This window comes from Actinomadura livida (assembly GCF_014648675.1).
GTDB lineage: Bacteria > Actinomycetota > Actinomycetes > Streptosporangiales > Streptosporangiaceae > Spirillospora > Spirillospora livida.
Genome location: NZ_BMRO01000022.1, coordinates 20,898 through 36,930 on the forward strand (window position 1 = coordinate 20,898; position 16,033 = coordinate 36,930).

Annotated in this window: 16 protein-coding genes; 7 read left to right on the plus strand and 9 right to left on the minus strand. The window is 71.1% G+C overall.

Features of this window, described 5'->3' with window-relative positions:
- Positions 1 to 34: 34 nt before the first annotated feature.
- The 4 genes from IEZ03_RS34450 to IEZ03_RS34465 all read right to left on the minus strand — a co-directional run bounded on the left by IEZ03_RS34450 (position 35) and on the right by IEZ03_RS34465 (position 3,447).
- Complete coding sequence (locus IEZ03_RS34450) at positions 35 to 802, minus strand: peptidoglycan recognition protein family protein (RefSeq protein ID WP_184885254.1); 768 nt, start codon at positions 800 to 802, stop codon at positions 35 to 37.
- Positions 803 to 1,080: 278 nt separating this feature from the next.
- Positions 1,081 to 1,443 carry a VOC family protein gene (locus tag IEZ03_RS34455; protein ID WP_184885256.1) on the minus strand — a complete coding sequence of 121 codons (363 nt, stop codon included), beginning with the start codon at positions 1,441 to 1,443 and terminating at the stop codon, positions 1,081 to 1,083.
- Between the two features lie 86 nt (positions 1,444 to 1,529).
- On the minus strand, positions 1,530 to 2,162 hold the full coding sequence (locus tag IEZ03_RS34460; protein WP_184885258.1) for a TetR/AcrR family transcriptional regulator: 633 nt from the start codon (positions 2,160 to 2,162) through the stop codon (positions 1,530 to 1,532).
- Positions 2,155 to 3,447, minus strand: a complete 1,293-nt coding sequence (locus IEZ03_RS34465; protein WP_184885260.1) for an acyl-CoA dehydrogenase family protein — start codon at positions 3,445 to 3,447, stop codon at positions 2,155 to 2,157. The genes IEZ03_RS34460 and IEZ03_RS34465 overlap by 8 nt, the downstream gene beginning before the upstream one ends.
- Before the next feature lie 124 nt (positions 3,448 to 3,571).
- Between IEZ03_RS34465 and IEZ03_RS34470 the strand changes: the two genes are divergently transcribed.
- The 3 genes from IEZ03_RS34470 (at position 3,572) to IEZ03_RS34480 (ending at position 6,363) form a co-directional block, all read left to right on the plus strand.
- Positions 3,572 to 4,636 carry a phosphotransferase family protein gene (locus tag IEZ03_RS34470; protein WP_308428018.1) on the plus strand — a complete coding sequence of 355 codons (1,065 nt, stop codon included), beginning with the start codon at positions 3,572 to 3,574 and terminating at the stop codon, positions 4,634 to 4,636.
- Positions 4,637 to 4,702: 66 nt separating this feature from the next.
- On the plus strand, positions 4,703 to 5,206 hold the full coding sequence (locus tag IEZ03_RS34475; RefSeq protein WP_184885264.1) for a GNAT family N-acetyltransferase: 504 nt from the start codon (positions 4,703 to 4,705) through the stop codon (positions 5,204 to 5,206).
- Between the two features lie 218 nt (positions 5,207 to 5,424).
- Positions 5,425 to 6,363 carry a TIGR03621 family F420-dependent LLM class oxidoreductase gene (locus IEZ03_RS34480; RefSeq protein WP_184885266.1) on the plus strand — a complete coding sequence of 313 codons (939 nt, stop codon included), beginning with the start codon at positions 5,425 to 5,427 and terminating at the stop codon, positions 6,361 to 6,363.
- A gap of 151 nt (positions 6,364 to 6,514) precedes the next feature.
- Here the strand turns inward: IEZ03_RS34480 and IEZ03_RS34485 are convergent, their stop codons facing one another.
- Together IEZ03_RS34485 and IEZ03_RS34490 are read right to left on the minus strand one after the other, a co-directional pair.
- Positions 6,515 to 7,219 carry a hypothetical protein gene (locus IEZ03_RS34485; protein ID WP_184885268.1) on the minus strand — a complete coding sequence of 235 codons (705 nt, stop codon included), beginning with the start codon at positions 7,217 to 7,219 and terminating at the stop codon, positions 6,515 to 6,517.
- A gap of 811 nt (positions 7,220 to 8,030) precedes the next feature.
- Positions 8,031 to 8,438, minus strand: coding sequence for a hypothetical protein (locus IEZ03_RS34490; protein WP_184885270.1), 408 nt, complete (start codon positions 8,436 to 8,438; stop codon positions 8,031 to 8,033).
- Positions 8,439 to 8,704: 266 nt separating this feature from the next.
- Between IEZ03_RS34490 and IEZ03_RS34495 the strand changes: the two genes are divergently transcribed.
- Positions 8,705 to 9,802 carry a winged helix DNA-binding domain-containing protein gene (locus IEZ03_RS34495; protein WP_184885271.1) on the plus strand — a complete coding sequence of 366 codons (1,098 nt, stop codon included), beginning with the start codon at positions 8,705 to 8,707 and terminating at the stop codon, positions 9,800 to 9,802.
- Between the two features lie 55 nt (positions 9,803 to 9,857).
- Here the strand turns inward: IEZ03_RS34495 and IEZ03_RS34500 are convergent, their stop codons facing one another.
- The gene (locus IEZ03_RS34500; protein WP_184885273.1) at positions 9,858 to 11,381 is read right to left on the minus strand and encodes a long-chain-fatty-acid--CoA ligase; all 1,524 of its coding nucleotides are present in this window, start codon (positions 11,379 to 11,381) and stop codon (positions 9,858 to 9,860) included.
- Positions 11,382 to 11,626: 245 nt separating this feature from the next.
- Between IEZ03_RS34500 and IEZ03_RS34505 the strand changes: the two genes are divergently transcribed.
- Both IEZ03_RS34505 and IEZ03_RS34510 read left to right on the plus strand, forming a co-directional pair.
- On the plus strand, positions 11,627 to 11,905 hold the full coding sequence (locus IEZ03_RS34505; protein ID WP_184885275.1) for a hypothetical protein: 279 nt from the start codon (positions 11,627 to 11,629) through the stop codon (positions 11,903 to 11,905).
- 454 nt (positions 11,906 to 12,359) lie between these two features.
- On the plus strand, positions 12,360 to 13,352 hold the full coding sequence (locus IEZ03_RS34510) for a DUF2786 domain-containing protein (protein WP_221480754.1): 993 nt from the start codon (positions 12,360 to 12,362) through the stop codon (positions 13,350 to 13,352).
- Positions 13,353 to 13,426: 74 nt separating this feature from the next.
- On the opposite strand, the gene IEZ03_RS34515 is transcribed toward IEZ03_RS34510, so the two are convergent.
- Both IEZ03_RS34515 and IEZ03_RS34520 read right to left on the minus strand, forming a co-directional pair.
- A complete protein-coding gene (locus tag IEZ03_RS34515; protein ID WP_131884259.1) occupies positions 13,427 to 13,639 on the minus strand; it encodes a helix-turn-helix domain-containing protein in 213 nt (70 codons plus the stop codon).
- Positions 13,640 to 13,860: 221 nt separating this feature from the next.
- Positions 13,861 to 14,796: a class II glutamine amidotransferase gene (locus IEZ03_RS34520; RefSeq protein WP_184885279.1), complete on the minus strand. Its 936-nt coding sequence runs from the start codon at positions 14,794 to 14,796 to the stop codon at positions 13,861 to 13,863.
- 261 nt (positions 14,797 to 15,057) lie between these two features.
- On the opposite strand from IEZ03_RS34520, the gene IEZ03_RS34525 reads away from it, so the two are divergent.
- A complete protein-coding gene (locus IEZ03_RS34525; protein ID WP_184885281.1) occupies positions 15,058 to 16,014 on the plus strand; it encodes a hypothetical protein in 957 nt (318 codons plus the stop codon).
- Positions 16,015 to 16,033 lie beyond the last annotated feature (19 nt).

Genomic DNA, 16,033 nt, shown 5'->3' on the forward strand with positions numbered 1-16,033 from the left:
GAGCGGGCGCGGCCCGGCGCCGAGGCGGACCGGGTCAGCGCACGCGCTCGCCGGGGGCCACGGCCGGTCCGTGGTCGAAGACGTGGCGCGGTCCGGGCAGGCCGCTGGGCACGGCGGGGGCACTCTGCTTCACGAGCCGCCCGCCGAGGCTGCCGGCGACCTCGTTGCGCAGTTGCGGCAGCCGCGCGTAGAGGACGTCGCCGGGGCAGGCGGTGGCGTTGTAGTCGCGGTGCCCGACGATCGCCGCGTGCGGGTCGAGGCCGTACACGTCGCACAGCCACGCGCAGGTCGCGACGAGCGCGCCCCAGAGCGAGCCGGTCGGCGCCACGGCCATGTAGTTGCCCTCGTTCTCGATGCCGATCGTGTGGCTGTTGTGGCCGCCGGTCTGCGCGCCGACCACGTGGTCGCCGGCGTTGATGGCCGCGAGGCTGCGGTTGCGCCCCTCCATCAGGTGGCCGCCGCGGCTGATGGTGAGCTGCTGGCCGGTGTCCGCCCAGCCGTTGCTGTCCATGTGGTAGTTCTGGATCGATCGGGACAGGGCGAAGGCGTGCGCCAGCGAATAATCGGTGGAATTGGGCGTGGCGGTGTGGTGCACGACGATGTGGTCGGGAGCCCGGTCGAGCACCGTCGCCGCCGACGTGGGCGGCCGCGCCTGCCATTCGGACCTGGTGTACACGAGGGGCGCGGCCTGCGCCGAGGCGGCGGGCGGCGCACCGGCCACCGGGCCGAGCAGCGCGCCTCCCAGCACCGCGCCGGTGCCTCCGAGCAGCCCTCTTCGGGTGAGGCGGATTTCCGCGGCCATGACGAACTCCCTCCGGAGAAGATGATCAACCGTGCCATGGTCGCGAAAATCGAGAACTGCGACAATAGGGGTCTATGCGCATATTTCGGATTGGCGTGGATCGTGTGATCGTGTGCCAAACCGCGGGCCGCCCGGCTGTTGGTTTTTCGGCGCACAGGAGGTGGGCGGCGGGCGTACGGCCGTAGGGCGGCGGGGCCGGCCGGCGCCCGCCGCACGCCTCTCCTCCGTCCCGGGCCGATGACCGGGCGGTTCGTCCGGGCGGTCCGCCGGGCGGGCGGTCAAGGGCGGTAGGTGCCGAAATACCACTGGTTGCCGTCCAGGTCACGGGCCGCGTAGTCGCGGGAGCCGTACTCCTTGTCGGACAGCTCGGCGGTGATCTCGGCGCCGGCGGCCTTGGCGCGGTCGTGGTGGGCGTCGGGGTCGTCGACGGCGACGTAGAGGGCCGTCTTGCCGGGTTCGCCGTTGCCGAGCATGAGGATGCCGGTGTCGAAGGTCATTTCGGCGTGCACGATGTTGCCCGCGTCGTCCCGGTGGACCTCGCGCGGCTCGAACCCGAAGGCCCTCTCCAGCCATTCCATCGACTTGGCCGTGTCGGCGCAGTTGACGATGGGGTAGAAGGTCCGGCGGATCTCACTGGTCATGTCGTCCTCCCTTGTCGTGACGGGCATGCCCAGTCTGGGAGGCGAGGACCGGGGTGTCTTGGACGAATGTCACCTCGCCCGCGACCTCACCGGCGGGCGGCGTCGCGTTCGGCGGCGAGCCGCCGGGTCTCGGGTGAGACGGGGGCGCCGAGGATCGCGGTGACGACGTCGATCAGGTAGCTGGTGAACAGGCGGTCGTCGGTGCGGGGGCCTGAGCGGGCCCGGCGGGCGAGCTCGATCGAGGCGTACAGGATGGCGGTGAAGCGGCGGTGCAGGCGGGCCGCGTCCTCCTCCAGCAGGGGTTCCACGAGGGTGCGCCAGCGGCACAGGCTGTCCTCGGGGTCGTCGAGGACGGCGACGGGGACGAGCGGGGCGGGGCGGTTGACGACGTCCGCCCATACCTGGAGGTAGGCACGTCCCGACTCGTCGGCGAGGCGGGCCGCCAGCGGGCGGACGAGCGCGCCGGCCAGCGGCCGCACGCCCTGCTCGCCGTCCTCGTAGGCGTCGAGCAGGGCGTGCCGCCGGGCCTCCACCTCGGGGGCGTGCCGCGCCAGGATCGCGCGGACGATCCCGGCGCGGTCCCCGAAGTGGTACTGGACGGCCGTCGCGTTGCGGGCACCGGCCTCCTGGAGGATCTCCCGGAGGCTCACCGCGTCCACGCCGCGCGCGGCGTAGAGCCTCTCGGCGGCGTCCAGCAGGCGTTCGCGGGTGTCACTCATTGCCGATCGCGTGCTCCAGCGCGTCGGCGAAGCGCTCGCGGGCCGCCTCCCGGCGGGTGGGCAGGTGGCCGGACGGCCACAGGCCCTCGACGGGCTCGACGTCGCGCAGCAGCTGCCGCGCGAGAGTGATCTTGTGGACCTCGGTGGGGCCGTCGGCGATCGCCATGGCCTGCGCCCCCAGCATCATGGCGGCGAACGGCATCTCGTTCGACACCCCGAGGGCGCCGTGCAGGTGCATCGCGCGCTGGACGACGTCGTGGTAGACCTTCGGCATCGCCGCCTTGACCGCGGCGATGTCCTTGCGGACCTTCTTGTAGTCCTTGTGCTTGTCGATCAGCCAGGCGGTGCGCAGGACGAGCAGCCGGAACTGCTCGATCTCGATCCAGCTGTCGGCGATCTTCTCCCGGGTCATCTGCATCTTGGCGAGCGCCCCGAAGCGCGTCTGGCGGGAGACCGCGCGTTCCAGCATCATGTCGAACGCCTTGCGGACCTGCGCGATCGTGCGCATGGCATGGTGGATGCGGCCTCCGCCGAGGCGGGTCTGCGCGATGACGAACGCACCGCCCTCGTCGCCGAGGAGGTTCTCGGCGGGGACGCGGACGTTCTCGTAGCGCAGGTAGCCGTGGGAGCCTTCGCGCTCGCCGCCCACGCCCACGTTGCGGACGGTGATCAGGCCGGGCGTGTCGGCCGGGACGATGAACATCGACATGCCCTCGTAGGCGGACACGTCGGGGTTCGTCACCGCCATCACGATCAGGAACGTGGCGTGCCGGGCGTTGGAGGAGAACCACTTCTCGCCGTTGATGACCCAGCCGTCCCCGTCGCGGACCGCCCGCGTGGTGAACAGGGTCGGGTCGGCGCCGCCGTGCGGCTCGGTCATCGAGTAGGACGAGGAGATCTCGCCGTCGAGGAGGGGGCGCAGGTAGCGCTCCTTCTGCGAGGGCGTCCCGAAGTGGGCGATGATCTCCGCGTTGCCCGAGTCGGGCGCCTGGCATCCGAAGACGGAGGGCGCCCAGCGGGAGCGCCCCAGGATCTCGTTGAGCAGCGCCAGCTTCACCTGGCCGTAGCCCTGGCCGCCGAGTTCCGGTCCGAGGTGGCAGGCCCACAGGCCCTTCTCGCGGACGCGGTCCTGGAGGGGACGCACCAGTTCCTTGTAGCGGGGGTCGGTCTTGTCGTACGGGTCGCCGAGGACGAGGTCGAGCGGCTCGACCTCGTCCCGGACGAAGGCGTCCGCCCAGTCGAGCAGCTCCTGGTAGGCGGGGTCGGTCTCGAAGTCCCATGCCATGGCGAACCTCCAGTGTCGTTTCCCCCGATAATTCACCTACCTCAATGAATAATGCAAGTGCATGACTGTTACCCTCCGAGGTCTCGTGTCGGCAGGTGATCCGTGTCCGGGAAGGGATCCGCCCGTGCAGCCAGAGCAGATCGACCGCTCGCTCGTCGACTTCGCCGTCCTGGCCGGCTGGATGGAGGGCCAGGGCCTGCCGGGCGGTCCGTTCGAGGACGTCGAGCCGCTGGCCGGGGGCACGCAGAACACGCTGGTCCGGTTCCGCCGGGGCGGGCGCGATTACGTGCTGCGGCGCGGGCCGAGCCATCTGCGCGCGAGGACGAACGACGTCCTGCGCCGGGAGGCCCGCGTGCTGGCCGCCCTGGACGGCACGGACGTCCCGGCGCCTCGCCTCATCGCCGCCTGCCCCGACGAAACCGTCATGGGCGGGGCGGTCTTCTACCTGATGACGCCGGTGAACGGCTTCAACGCCTCGGTGACGTTGCCCGAACTGCACGCCGGAGACAAGACCGTCCAGCGCGAGATGGGCTTGAACGCAGCACGCGCGCTGGCGGCCCTCGGGGCGGTCGACCACGTGGCCGTGGGACTGCGCGATTTCGGTAAACCGGAGGGCTTCCTTGAGCGGCAGGTAAGCCGCTGGTTGTCCGAGCTCGACTCCTACAGCGCGCTGGACGGTTACCCGGGGCCCGACATCCCCGGCCTTGACGACGTCGCGCGCTGGCTGGGCGAGCACCATCCGGCGACATGGCGGCCGGGCATCCTGCACGGCGACTACCACCTGGCCAACCTGATGTACTCGTTCGACGGCCCTGAGGTCGCGGCGATCGTCGACTGGGAGATGTGCACGATCGGCGATCCCCTGCTCGACCTCGGCTGGCTGCTCGCCACCTGGCCCGACCGCGCCGACCAGAGCGCGGCGCTGGCCGGCCCGCTCGGCGCGGCGGGCGGCCTGCCGCCGGCGGACGACCTGGTCACCACCTATGCCGAGCGCGCGGACGCCGTCGCCGGGCGCGACCTGTCGTCGATCACCTGGTACGCGGTGCTCGCCTGCTTCAAGCTCGGCATCGTCCTGGAGGGCACGAACGCCCGCGCGTTCGCCGGCAAGGCCCCCCGGGAGACGGGCGACCTGCTCCACTCGATCACCCTCGGCCTGTTCCGCCGCGCCCAGGAGTTCATCGGCGCCTGACCGCCGCCCGGTCCCCCTCGCGCGGATGATCGGGAACCTGCCAGGATCGTCCGCGAGGAGGTGGCGATGGAGATCCGCAAGGGCGGCGCCGCGGACGCGCCGATCATACTGGCGATGCTGGACGGCGCCGTGGAATGGCTCGTCGCGCACGGCCGGTCGGGTCAGTGGGGCACCGAGCCCTGGTCGGCCGACCCGCGCCGGGTGGAGCGCATCGGCGGGATCGCCCGCGATGACGAGATCTGGGTGGCGGAGGTGCGGGGCGCTCCGGCGGGGGTCATGGCGGTGTCGCCGGGACCGCCGCACTACGTGGACGCGATAGACGAACCCGAGCTCTACATCACGCTGCTGGTGACCGACCGCTCGTTCGCCGGCGAGGGCGTGGGCGGCGCGCTGATCGCCAAGGCCAGGGAGGAGGCCCGGTCGAAGGGCGCCGGGGTGCTCCGCGTCGACTGCTACGGCGGCGGCGACGGCCGGCTCGTCGAGTACTACCGGCGCAACGGGTTCGAGCCCGTGGCGGAGTTCACCGTCGGCGAATGGCCCGGCCGCCTCCTGGCCCAGCGCATCGGCTGACCGGGCGCTCCCCGGGGGGCGCGGGTTGAAAAATCGCCGATCGCGACGCAGCCTGGATGGTGACCGGTGGGAACGGGGCAGTCGGTGACGCCCTTGCGCCGCACGGACGGCGAATCGAGCCACTCGCCCCGTTCCGCCGGTCGGCGCCGCACCGGCCGCCGACCCCCGCGTCGGATTCCTGCCAGCGCACCGGACACCACGCCGGTCATGATCACGGCATGGACAGAGACTTCCGCTTCGGGGTCGTGGGCGAATCGATCCGCTCCGGCGCCGACCTGACCCGCACGGCGCGGCGTGCCGAGGAACTCGGCTACGACGTGCTGGTCCTGCGGGACCACTTCGTCGCCGAGCCCTTCGGCGACCAGCTCGCGCCGATGGTGGCGCTGGCGTCCGCCGCGGCGGCGACGAGCACACTTCGGCTGGGCACGATGGTCCTGGCCAACGACTACCGGCATCCGGTGCTGCTGGCCAAGGAGGCCGCCACCCTCGACCACCTGTCGGGCGGGCGGTTCGAGCTCGGCGTCGGCGCGGGCTGGCTGCGTGACGAGTACGCGGCCGCCGGGATGCCGTTCGACGCGGCCGGCGCGAGGGTGGGGCGGCTGGAGGAGTCCCTGGAGATCCTGCGGAGCCTCCTCGGCGGTCAGCAGACCACGTTCGCGGGCGACCACTACAGGATCGACGGACTGACCACGTTCCCGCGACCCGCGCAGCCGCCGCCGCTCGTCGTCGGCGCCGGGAGCAGCCGCATGCTGGGCATCGCCGGCCGGCACGCCGACACCGTCGGCATCCTCCCCCGCGCCCTCCCCGACGGGACGATCTCCGAGGAGGTCACCGAGCGGCTCCCGGACACCATCGCCCGCAAGGTCGGCCTGGTCCGCGCGGCCGCGGCCGACCGGGACGTCGAGCTGAGCATGATGGTGACGCCCACGTTCGGGCCCGACCCCCGCCGCGCCGCCGCCCGCGTCGCCGTCCTCCGCGGCTGGGGGGCGTCGGCGGCCGACCTCGTCCTCGACATGCCGTCGCAGTTCCTGGGCCCGCCGGAGCACGTCGCCGAGCAGCTACTAGCCCGCCGCGACCGGTACGGCTTCACCTACTACCAGGTCTCCGACGAGGTCATGGACGAGTTCGCCGCCGTCATCCCGCTCCTCACCGGCTGACGTCCGCGGACAGGAAAACGGGGACTCCCCGGTGATCTCGCGATACCGGGGAATCCCCGTCTTCCATGCACCGGCAGCCCTGTGCCGGGGCCCTCCAGAGGCCGCACGCCCGGGTGAGGTGCCTCACCGCCGGGTCGTGGGCGGCCTCACGTCAGGAACCGAAAGGCTGGGGCTTGCCCTTCTTGCCCGCGCCCTTGCCCCACTCGAGGACCTCCCACTTGAGCTCCTTCAGGTGCCCCTGGCCGGATCCGGCGTGGTACTTGTTCTTCGGCTTGCCGCCGTCCAGCAGGTACCGGAAGGTGTAGGTGTCGAGGTCGAGCATGATGCCGCGGTGCGACGGCTCGCCGGGGCCGCGGTCGCCGACGAAACCGGTCACGGTGCGGCCCTTGTAGGAGACCTTCACCTTGGTGAGCATCGGCCAGCTCGGGCTGGCGAACATGCCCTTCTGCATCGGCTTCCCGCTCGCGGGCGCGCCGGTGTCGCCGCGGACGCCGGAGCCGTCGTCCCAGAAGTAGGACGCGGTGGTCGTGCCGCTGAGCAGGGCCCTCGGGCCCTTCTTCGCGGGCGCGCTCTCCTTCGCGGCCTCGCGCTGCTTCTGCTGCTGCTCGGCGTTGCCGGCGGGGGTCTTGTTCTCGGTCTGCTTCTGGGCCGGGTTCTCGGCCTTGTTCTGGGCCTTGTTCTGGGCCTGGCCCTGCCGCGCGTCGTGCTGCTGCGCGGCCACGGCCTCCTGCGTAAGGAACTGCTTCTCGCCGGGAGCGGAGTCATCGCTGGCGGCGGCGACGCCGGCCACGAGCATGCCCGCGAGGGCGGTGCCGGTGACGCCGGTCAGGACGGCATTGATCGCTCGCTGCTGCATTGGTTTCCTTCGGTCGGGGTACAGGGCCGCCGTTCCGCACCGGTCGGCGAACGCCGGTATCCGGGCAGGAGGGAACGGCTCCGAGACTCGGGACTCGGGAGCATCCGTCGCGTGAAAGGCCCCGCTGGAACGGTCCACGGGCATGGCGGACCGCGCTCGCGCTCAATGGCGCACGACCGTCTTGGGACGCGCGTGCGGCGCGGGCTTCGATATAGCGGGAATGGACGCCGACCGGGGGCTCATTGGCTCCGCACGGTGCACGGCCGGTGCATGGGACGGCCGAGTTCGGCGTAGAGGACCCGCCTGGCGGGCGGGAGGCGACGACTATGCGTTAGGCCAGGTCAACGGTTCTTTGACCCTGACCTGGGTGTGACTATATACGGCATTACCGTGGTTTCGCCAAACGGGCGATTTCTTTACCTTTGGCCAGGTAGATCTTTTGCTGTGGTGCCGGTGGCGGAGCCTCCGAGGCTCTTCCGTACCGGCCTACCGGGCCGCGCGGGCAAAAGATCTTTATGCTCGCATGGCTCCCACCTGGGATGACCGTACATGGTGCAGCGTTTGCACTCCCGAGAATGTTCCCGGCCCCGGCAAAGCCGCCGCGGGCGGGCACCCCGATACCCCGACGACCCCGGCGCGAAGCACGCTGAGCGGCCGGCGAAGGCAGGCACACGAGAACGCCGCGGCCAGGTGTGGGCACACGTGGACGCGGCGTCCGAGAAGGGGCAGCCCCGTGGCTAGGGGGCGGGAGGGGCCCGCAGGGGACACCAGTGGTGCGTCTGCTGAGGCGTGTTCCGCGCGGGGGCGCCGGTCAGTGGGTCGGGTAGACCGAGGGGACCAGCGGGGTGGGACCGGTTCCGCCCGTGAAGACCGGAGGGGCCGGGTGCGGCGGGGCGAACGCCGGGTCCGGGTAAGGGGGGTGCTGCCCGAAGGGCGCGACCGCTCCCTGCGCCGCCGGGACCGCCTGGGCCGCGGGCGGGATATGAGTTCCGTCCCCCCGGCGCGGCTCCGCGGAACCCTGCTCCAGCCGGCGCTCGGCCAGCAGGGCCATGAGCGCGCGGGCGGTGTCGGCGTCCATGCGCAGCAGGACGCTGGGCATCCCGGCCTGGTCGACGAACGGGGAGACAGAGGGGGCGGACGGCAGGTGCGGCAGCGCCGCCCGCATCTCCTCACGGAGATCCTGGGCAAGACGCAGCGCCTGCCGGTCACTGTCGCTCAAGTGTGCGTTCATCGCGATCTCCGGGGAGTTCACGTGCGGGGGTCCGTGGATCATCCTGCTAGGGATGGCGTGCAGGTGCAAGGGCTGATGCACGTGCATTTTGGGAATTTTCCCCCCGTAACCCTTGCGTCCCTCGCTCGTTCCCGATCGCCTCGCCCGCCGCGGAACCGGGCGCCCGGGGCGGGCTGAGCTGCGGTGATCCGCGGAACCGGCCGGGGTGGAAGGGCGTCGCCGCCGCCAGAAGGCAGAGCGTGCATCCTGGACGGATGACGGAAACGCTGAGCGTCCGAGCCCTGAACCGCGCCACGCTGGCACGGCAACTCCTCCTCGCGCGGGAGCCCCTCCCCGTGACGGAGGCGGTGGGGCGGCTCCTGGGCATGCAGGCGCAGGAGCCCAAGCCGCCGTTCCTGGGGCTGTGGACCCGGCTGGACGGCTTCCAGGCGTCCGATCTCAACGAGGCCCTGCGGGACCGGTCCCTCGTGCGCGCCACGATGATGCGCGCGACACTGCACCTGATGACCAGTGCCGACTACACGGCCTTCCGCACGACGATGCAGCCGATGCTGGACGGCGCACTCAAAGTGCTGGGTGACCGGGCCAAGGGGATGGACCTTGAGAAGGTCGTCCCGGCGGCGCGCGCACTGCTCGGACAGGGGCCCCGCACGTTCAACGAGATCCGCGCACTACTGCAGGAGCAGTTCCCGAACGTCAACGACAGGGCTCTCGGCTATGCCGTACGGCTTTGCGTTCCGCTGGCCATGGTTCCGACACAGGACAGGTGGGGTTTCTCCCGTACGTCACAGTTCACCCTGGCCGATGACTGGCTGGGCGCCCCCGTCGCGGACGACCCGGCGCTAGAGGAGCTGATGCTCCGTTACCTGGCTGCCTACGGGCCGGCGTCCGCCGCCGACGCGCAGACGTGGTCAGGACTTCCCGATAGCGGTGCGGCACTGGAGCGTCTGCGTCCCGGCCTGCATGTCTACAACGACGGCCGTGGCAGGGAACTGTTCGACCTCCCCGACGCTCCGCGGCCGGGCGAGGACGTTCAGGCGCCACCGCGATTTCTGCCCGAGTTCGACAGCCTCGTGCTGGCGCATGCCGACCGCAGGCGTGTCATCGCCGACGCACATCGGCCGTTGCTCACCACGAAGAACCTCCGCGTCCGCGCCGTGTTCCTCTGGGACGGCTTCGCCCAGGGCATCTGGGAGACGGAGTACAAGCGCAAGGTCGCCACACTGCGGTTGCGTCCCTTCGATCCGCTCCCCAAGGCGGCCCTGGAGGAGCTGACCCACGAAGGCGAGTCGCTCCTACGCTTCCTCGAACCCGACGCGAAGGAGACGATTGTCACCATCGCCGACGACTGACGCGCCTCTGAGAGCGATGTAGGCGCGAACCGCTCAACTTTGGGCGGCGGACCCATCAGCCGATGGTGCGGCCCATGCCCTCCCAGTACGGGGCGCGCAGGTCCTTCTTGAGGATCTTGCCGCTGGGATTGCGGGGCAGGGCGTCCACGAAGTCCACCGACCGGGGGCGCTTGAAGCCGGCCAGGCGCTCCCGGACGTACTCGATCACCTCGTCCGCCGTGAGCGCCGCGCCGGGGGCGGGCACGACGACGGCCTTGACCGTCTCTCCCCACCGCTCGTCCGGGACGCCGATGACCGCGACGTCGGCGATCCCCGGATGCGCCGCGAGGACCTCCTCGACCTCGATCGGGTACACGTTCTCGGCGCCCGTGACGATCATGTCCTTGATCCGGTCGGTCAGGAACAGGTAGCCCTCGGCGTCGACATAGCCCGCGTCGCCCGTGCGGAGCCAGCCGTCCCCGGCCAGCAGCCGCCCGGTCTCCTCGGGCCGGTTCCAGTAGCCGGGCGTGTTCTGGCTGGACCTGGTCAGCACCTCGCCGACCTCGCCCACCGGCCGCTCCGCGTCCCCGCCGGGCTCGACGATCCGCACCTCGACCCAGTCGTACGGGCGTCCGGCCGAGCGCATCAGGTGGGCGCGCGGCCCGCCCGGGTCGTGGTCCTCGGGTTCGAGCTGGACGATCGCGCCGGTCGTCTCCGTCATCCCGTAGAGCTGGAAGAGCGGGGCCTTGAAGGTGTCGAGCGCGCGGCGCAGCACCTCCGAGGTGATCGGGGACGCGCCATAGGTGATCGCCCGCAGCGCCGAGTAGTCGCGCTCGGCGGCGCCCGGGACGTCGCACATGAACTGCAGCACGGCCGGGACGATGAACGCGTTGGTGATGCGCTCGCGCTCGAAGGCGTCGACCAGCGCCGCCGGGTCGATGTCGCGGACCAGCACCTGCCGGCACCCCGCGTAGAGCCCGGCGAGCGCCCAGCCGGTGCCGCCGATGTGGAACAGGGGCATCGGCACGAGGCTCACCGCCGAGGCGTCCAGGCGCCAGCGGCGGGCCATCCGCTCCCCCACCTCGAAGTTGGCGTTGCTCAGCTGCACGCCCTTCGGCAGCCCGGTCGTGCCGGACGTGTAGAGCTGCACGACGATGTCGCCCGGCTCCCCGATATGGCCCGGGTCCTCGGCCGGATGCGCGGCGAGCCAGCTCTCGTGGTCCTCGCCGGTGAGGATGGTCTTTCCGGGCAGTCCGGGCGCGAGTTCCGCGAACTCGGCGTCCACCACCGTCACCGGGGCCCCCGCGTCGGTGACGATCGCGGCGATCTCGGCGGGGGTCAGCCGCCAGTTGACCGGGGCCGTCACCGCGCCGATCTTCGCGGCGCCGAACAGCAGGTCGAAGTACTCGGGCGCGTTCTTGCCCAGGTACGCGACACGGGAGCCGGGTCCGAGCCCGGCGGCGAGGAGCGCCTGCGCGACCCGGCTGGAGCGTTCGTGGAGTTCGGCATAGCTCACGGTACGCCCGTCCCCGGTGACGGCGGGCGCCGTCCCCCGGTCGCGGGCGTTGTCTCGGACGATGGACACGACCCGGTAGTCCACTCCGGTTTCCTTCCGAATCTCGTTCGGTTGTGACGGCCGACCCTATCGAGACCGGGGCGCACCGCAAAAGCACCCATATGGCGCCAGATATGGACAAGGCGCCCTGAGCGGGCAGAACTCCGAATAGTGATCAATCCGATACCTGGTTTGATTGAAAGATCCACCAATTGGGTTCAAGCTGTCTGCGACGTTTGGAATGCCCCGCCAGGTTCGTCCGACGACCGACCGCTGACAGGACACGACCGATGTTCGAGATCTGGGAGACGAGTGAGCCGGCCCGGCTCATCAGCGACGCGGGGAGCCTCAAGGTGGCGCTGGAGAAGGTCGACACGATGTGCCGGCTCCGGCACGACCAGGCCGCGGCGCACATCGGCGAGGCGAGGGACGGCTACCACTTCGAGATCAGGGACGCCGAGGGCAAGGCGCTCGCTCGGCTCAGCTACGTCCCCGACACCTCCCGCGCCTACCAGAGCGTGGTCATCGAGGAGATGCGCGGCGAGGGGACCGGCGACCGCGACGATTAAGACCGCGTGTCCCCGGCGGCCTCTGACCGAACGGTCGGGGGCTTTTCCGTTGCCCTGATCGAGCGGCTCCCGCCGGGGCGGGGCGAACCGTCCGTCCCGGGATGGCAGGATGCGTCGTGCTCGAATTGCCTGGGCGACGGGGGTGCCGGATCGGATGGCGGGGCGACGTTCACGGCCTGGGGATGCGGAGACCTCGGCCTCTCTCACGGAGGCCGCCGACGCACTGATCACCGAAGCGGTACGGGCGCTCGTCCTTGGCGACCACACCGGATTCCGCCGGTTCGTGATGGAGGCGGCCGAGCGGACCACCGTTCCCGGCTGGACGTTCACCGTCCGCCGCAGCCTTGCGTCTCGGCTTCGCCGGGGGGTCACGAGTGCCTGGGAACGGGGCTGGCAGCCAGCTGACGTGGTCAGATACACGTCCCGCCGCCGCACGTCCAGGCACGCACGGCTCGTGACCGACGCGATCGCGGGCGAGATGCGGGCCTACGCCGGGGCCGTGGACGACCGGTGGCGCGAGCAGCTCGCCGTCCTGGAAGCCGACGTGTGGTGGGAGGGCGACGACGGTCACGCGGACGCCTGGTGCGAACGCGAAGGAGTGACGAACGCGACCTACACCACCTGCGCGATCGAACTCATCCAGTTGCTGGAGGGCCTGCCTAGGCTGCCGAGCCTCGGCCCACGTCCCGGTGCGTCCGTCCCAGGCAGGGATGGGCCGACTGCCTCACGCGAGCAGGGGCGGGATGTCGATCAGCGGACACTCGGCAAGGTCAGGGCGCTTCTGGCCAAGGCCGAGTCGACAGAGTTCCCTGAAGAAGCGGAGGCGCTGAGCGCGCGCGCTCAGGAGCTGATGGCGCGGCACAGCATCGACCATGCGCTGCTGGCCGCGGAGACAGGCGACATCGGCGGCCCCGCCGGCCGCCGCATCGCGGTGGACAATCCCTATGACTCGCCCAAGGCGGTCCTGCTGACGGTGGTGGCCGATGCCAATCGCTGCAAGGCGGTATGGCATCGGGAGCTGGGGTTCTCCACGGTGATGGGCTATCCGGCCGATCTGGCCGCGGTGGAGATGCTGTTCACGTCGCTGCTCGTCCAGGCGACGGCCGCCATGGTTCAGGCGGGCCCCAGGCGCGACGCGCGGGGACGTTCAAGGACGCGTTCGTTCCGCCACGCTTTCCTCAACGCCTACGCCGCCCGCATCGGGGAGCGGCTGCGGGAGGCCGCCGGGCGGGCGGCCGAGAGCGCCGGAGGGAACGATCTGGTCCCCGTCCTGGCGGCGCGCGACCGGGCCGTCGAAGAGGCCGTCGGCGCGATGTTCCCGAAGCTCGCCAAGGGTCGGGCGGGTTCGGTGTCGAACTACGAAGGCTGGGTCGCCGGCCGTGCGGCCGCGGACCTCGCCAGCCTGAACGGTCGCCGCGAGGTCACCGGGGCGAACCGCCGTTCCTAGCGCGCGGGGTCCCCCCGGGGGGCGAGGGGGACGTCCGTTCATGTGCGCTTTTTCCTTCTCGTCGTGGGAGCGGGTCAGGACTTCTTGCGCCGGGTGTTGCCGCCCCGGCCCCGGAGCGGGACGCCCGCCTCCTTGAGGACGTTGTAGATGAACCCGTAGGACCGGCCGGTCTCGGCCGCCAGGTCGCGGATGCTCTCGCCGGCCGCGTACCGCGGGGCGAGCTCGGCGGCGAGCTGGGTGCGTTCGGCACCGGTCACGCGGGTGCCTCTCGACAGTGTTCGGGCCACGGGGACCTCCTGGTTTCCAAGGCTGCGCCACGGGGCCGTCCCCGCAGCTCACAGCAGTGTTGATCTCCCCAACGTACACATTCCCCCTGATTACGCTGTCGATGCCGCGCGAATCACCGCGAATTCGGCCGAAGCTGGTCTTTTCCGTGGTGAACGGCGTGTCGAAGCTGGACACCGGCCCCGGATACGGAACCCGGCCGCGGCCGGACGGGAGCGGCGGGTCAGGGACCGGCGGTCCCGTAGGGCGTCGAACCGCCTTCGGTGGCTGCGAGGACGGGCGCCGGACCGGCCGCGGCTTCGGGCTCGGGCGCCGGACCGCCCGTCCCGGCGGCGGTCAGCACGCCGGCGGTCGCCTGGGACGCGGCTTCCCGGAGCGAAAGGTCCGAGCGGCGCAGCGGACGGCTCAGCGGGCCGAACGGGAACAGCGAAGTCTCGGCCAGGCCCTCCACGATCAGCAGCTCACCGGGCTGGAGGAGGCGCCAGCCTCGCTGGTCGTCCATGGGCTCGCTGGCGATGACGACGGCGGGCAACGGCCCGTCCGTCCCCGGATCGCTCACGCCGCCCTCACCGGGCGACAGGACCCACAGCTCGTTGCTCTCCGGGTAGCGCAGCGCCCATATCCGCCCCGGCTCGGCCACGAGCATGTTCAGGGAGAACACTGGCAGGTCGGCGGCGATGCGCCGTACCGCCTCGACGATCCCCGTCGTCGTGTCACCGTGGCGGCGGATCTCAGCGGTCACGTACGCGAACACGAGTTCCGAGTCGGTCTCACCGGAAACCTGAGCGGTCTCCATCTCGGTCAGCCATGCCCGCAGCGTCTCGAGCCCCTTCACCACGCCGTTGTGCGCGAAGAGCCGGTCGTTCATCACGAAGGGGTGGCAGTTGCGCACGGTCAGGCCGCCGACGGACGCGTCCCTGACATGCGACACGAACGTGTGGGACGGAACGTTCCGGGCGTGCAGATCGAAGTCGGCGTTCTCGAAGGCGGCGAGCGGTGCCCTGTCCCGGATGGGCTCCCCGCCGAGCGAGAACCATCCGAGACCGGCCCCGTGCCGCATCCGGTGACTCTGCGCGCGCAGGCTCCGGGGCGCGTCCAGCAGCCAATGGGCCGCGCGGACCCGGGGCCCGCCCGTGCTCATGGCGAAAAGTCGGCACATGCGTCGCCTCTCACATCATTCTCACCAAGGGTGACGGCGACTTTACCCAATGACACCGCGCGCGCTGGCCACTTCCCGCCAACAGCTATACGGCCGGACGAACCCGGGACCCGACCACACCCCCGATGGGCGATATCTCACCCTTGGACCCCTCCCGCGACCGAGAGTTATCCACAGACCGGAGTTCGGCTTCCTCCGACCCGCACACCCCGCGCATGCTGGCGACATTGCATGAGTTCCCTCCCGCAAGGAGCGGCCCTGATGACCACGATCACCCTTCAGATCCCGTCCACCACGACCTCCCGTTTCGCCGTCGCCGCCACGAGCGTGCCGAAAGACCTGGCCGATCTGCTCCACCGAAGCCCGCCCGGCCCGTACCACGCCCACATCGCCGGACGCCTCGGCTCACCGCAGCTCCAGGTCACCCGGGAGGACCTCACCTGCCTCCGCTGGGACCCGGGACAGGTCAGCGCGGCCCGCCCCGAAGACAGACCGGCCGCACGGGCTTTCGGCAACGCCGCCGAGTTCGCCGTCATCACCGCCTTCACGCCGATCACTGACCAGCCCCGCGGCGCCCAGGTCGCCCGAGCCGCCGCCCACGCCATCGCAGACGCCACCGGCGGAATCACCGCAGACCTCACGACGGGTCATATCCTCCCGCCCTCCGCCACCGAGAGAACGCGCTTCGTCCTGGCGGACCAGTGGCTGGGCGACGTCCTACCGCCGTTCCGCGCGAACGGCCGCTGCACGGCCGCGGAGCCCGAACTGGACCCCGAGGGCGTGAACGGCTGCGCCTGCGTACGCCTCCGCACCCGCGGCCTACGCCGCTTCGGCCTTCCAGAACTCCAGATCAGCGATGTGGCATGCCCGCACGACCTAGCCGCCCTCAACGTGCTGCGCACCACCGCTCGCCGCCTCCTCACCGACCACTGGTCCTGGCTGGCCACAGGCCCGGCAGCCACCACCCGCACGCTCAGCGCCACCGTCCACCTGACCCAAACCGACTTCAACGACTTCTGGGGCACCGCAACCCGCGTCCCCCTAACACCCCCGACCCCCTTCGAGGTACACCTGACCCCCCGCACCCCACGCCTACTCAAGGTCGCCCCACCCACAGCCTTCGACGGCACAATCAACGACTGGCTATGGTCCGAAACCCTCCCCCTAGCCGCACACGACACCCCCCGACCCCCAACCCACCTCCCCAACGCCGCCTAGCAACCACCCCCGCCCGACC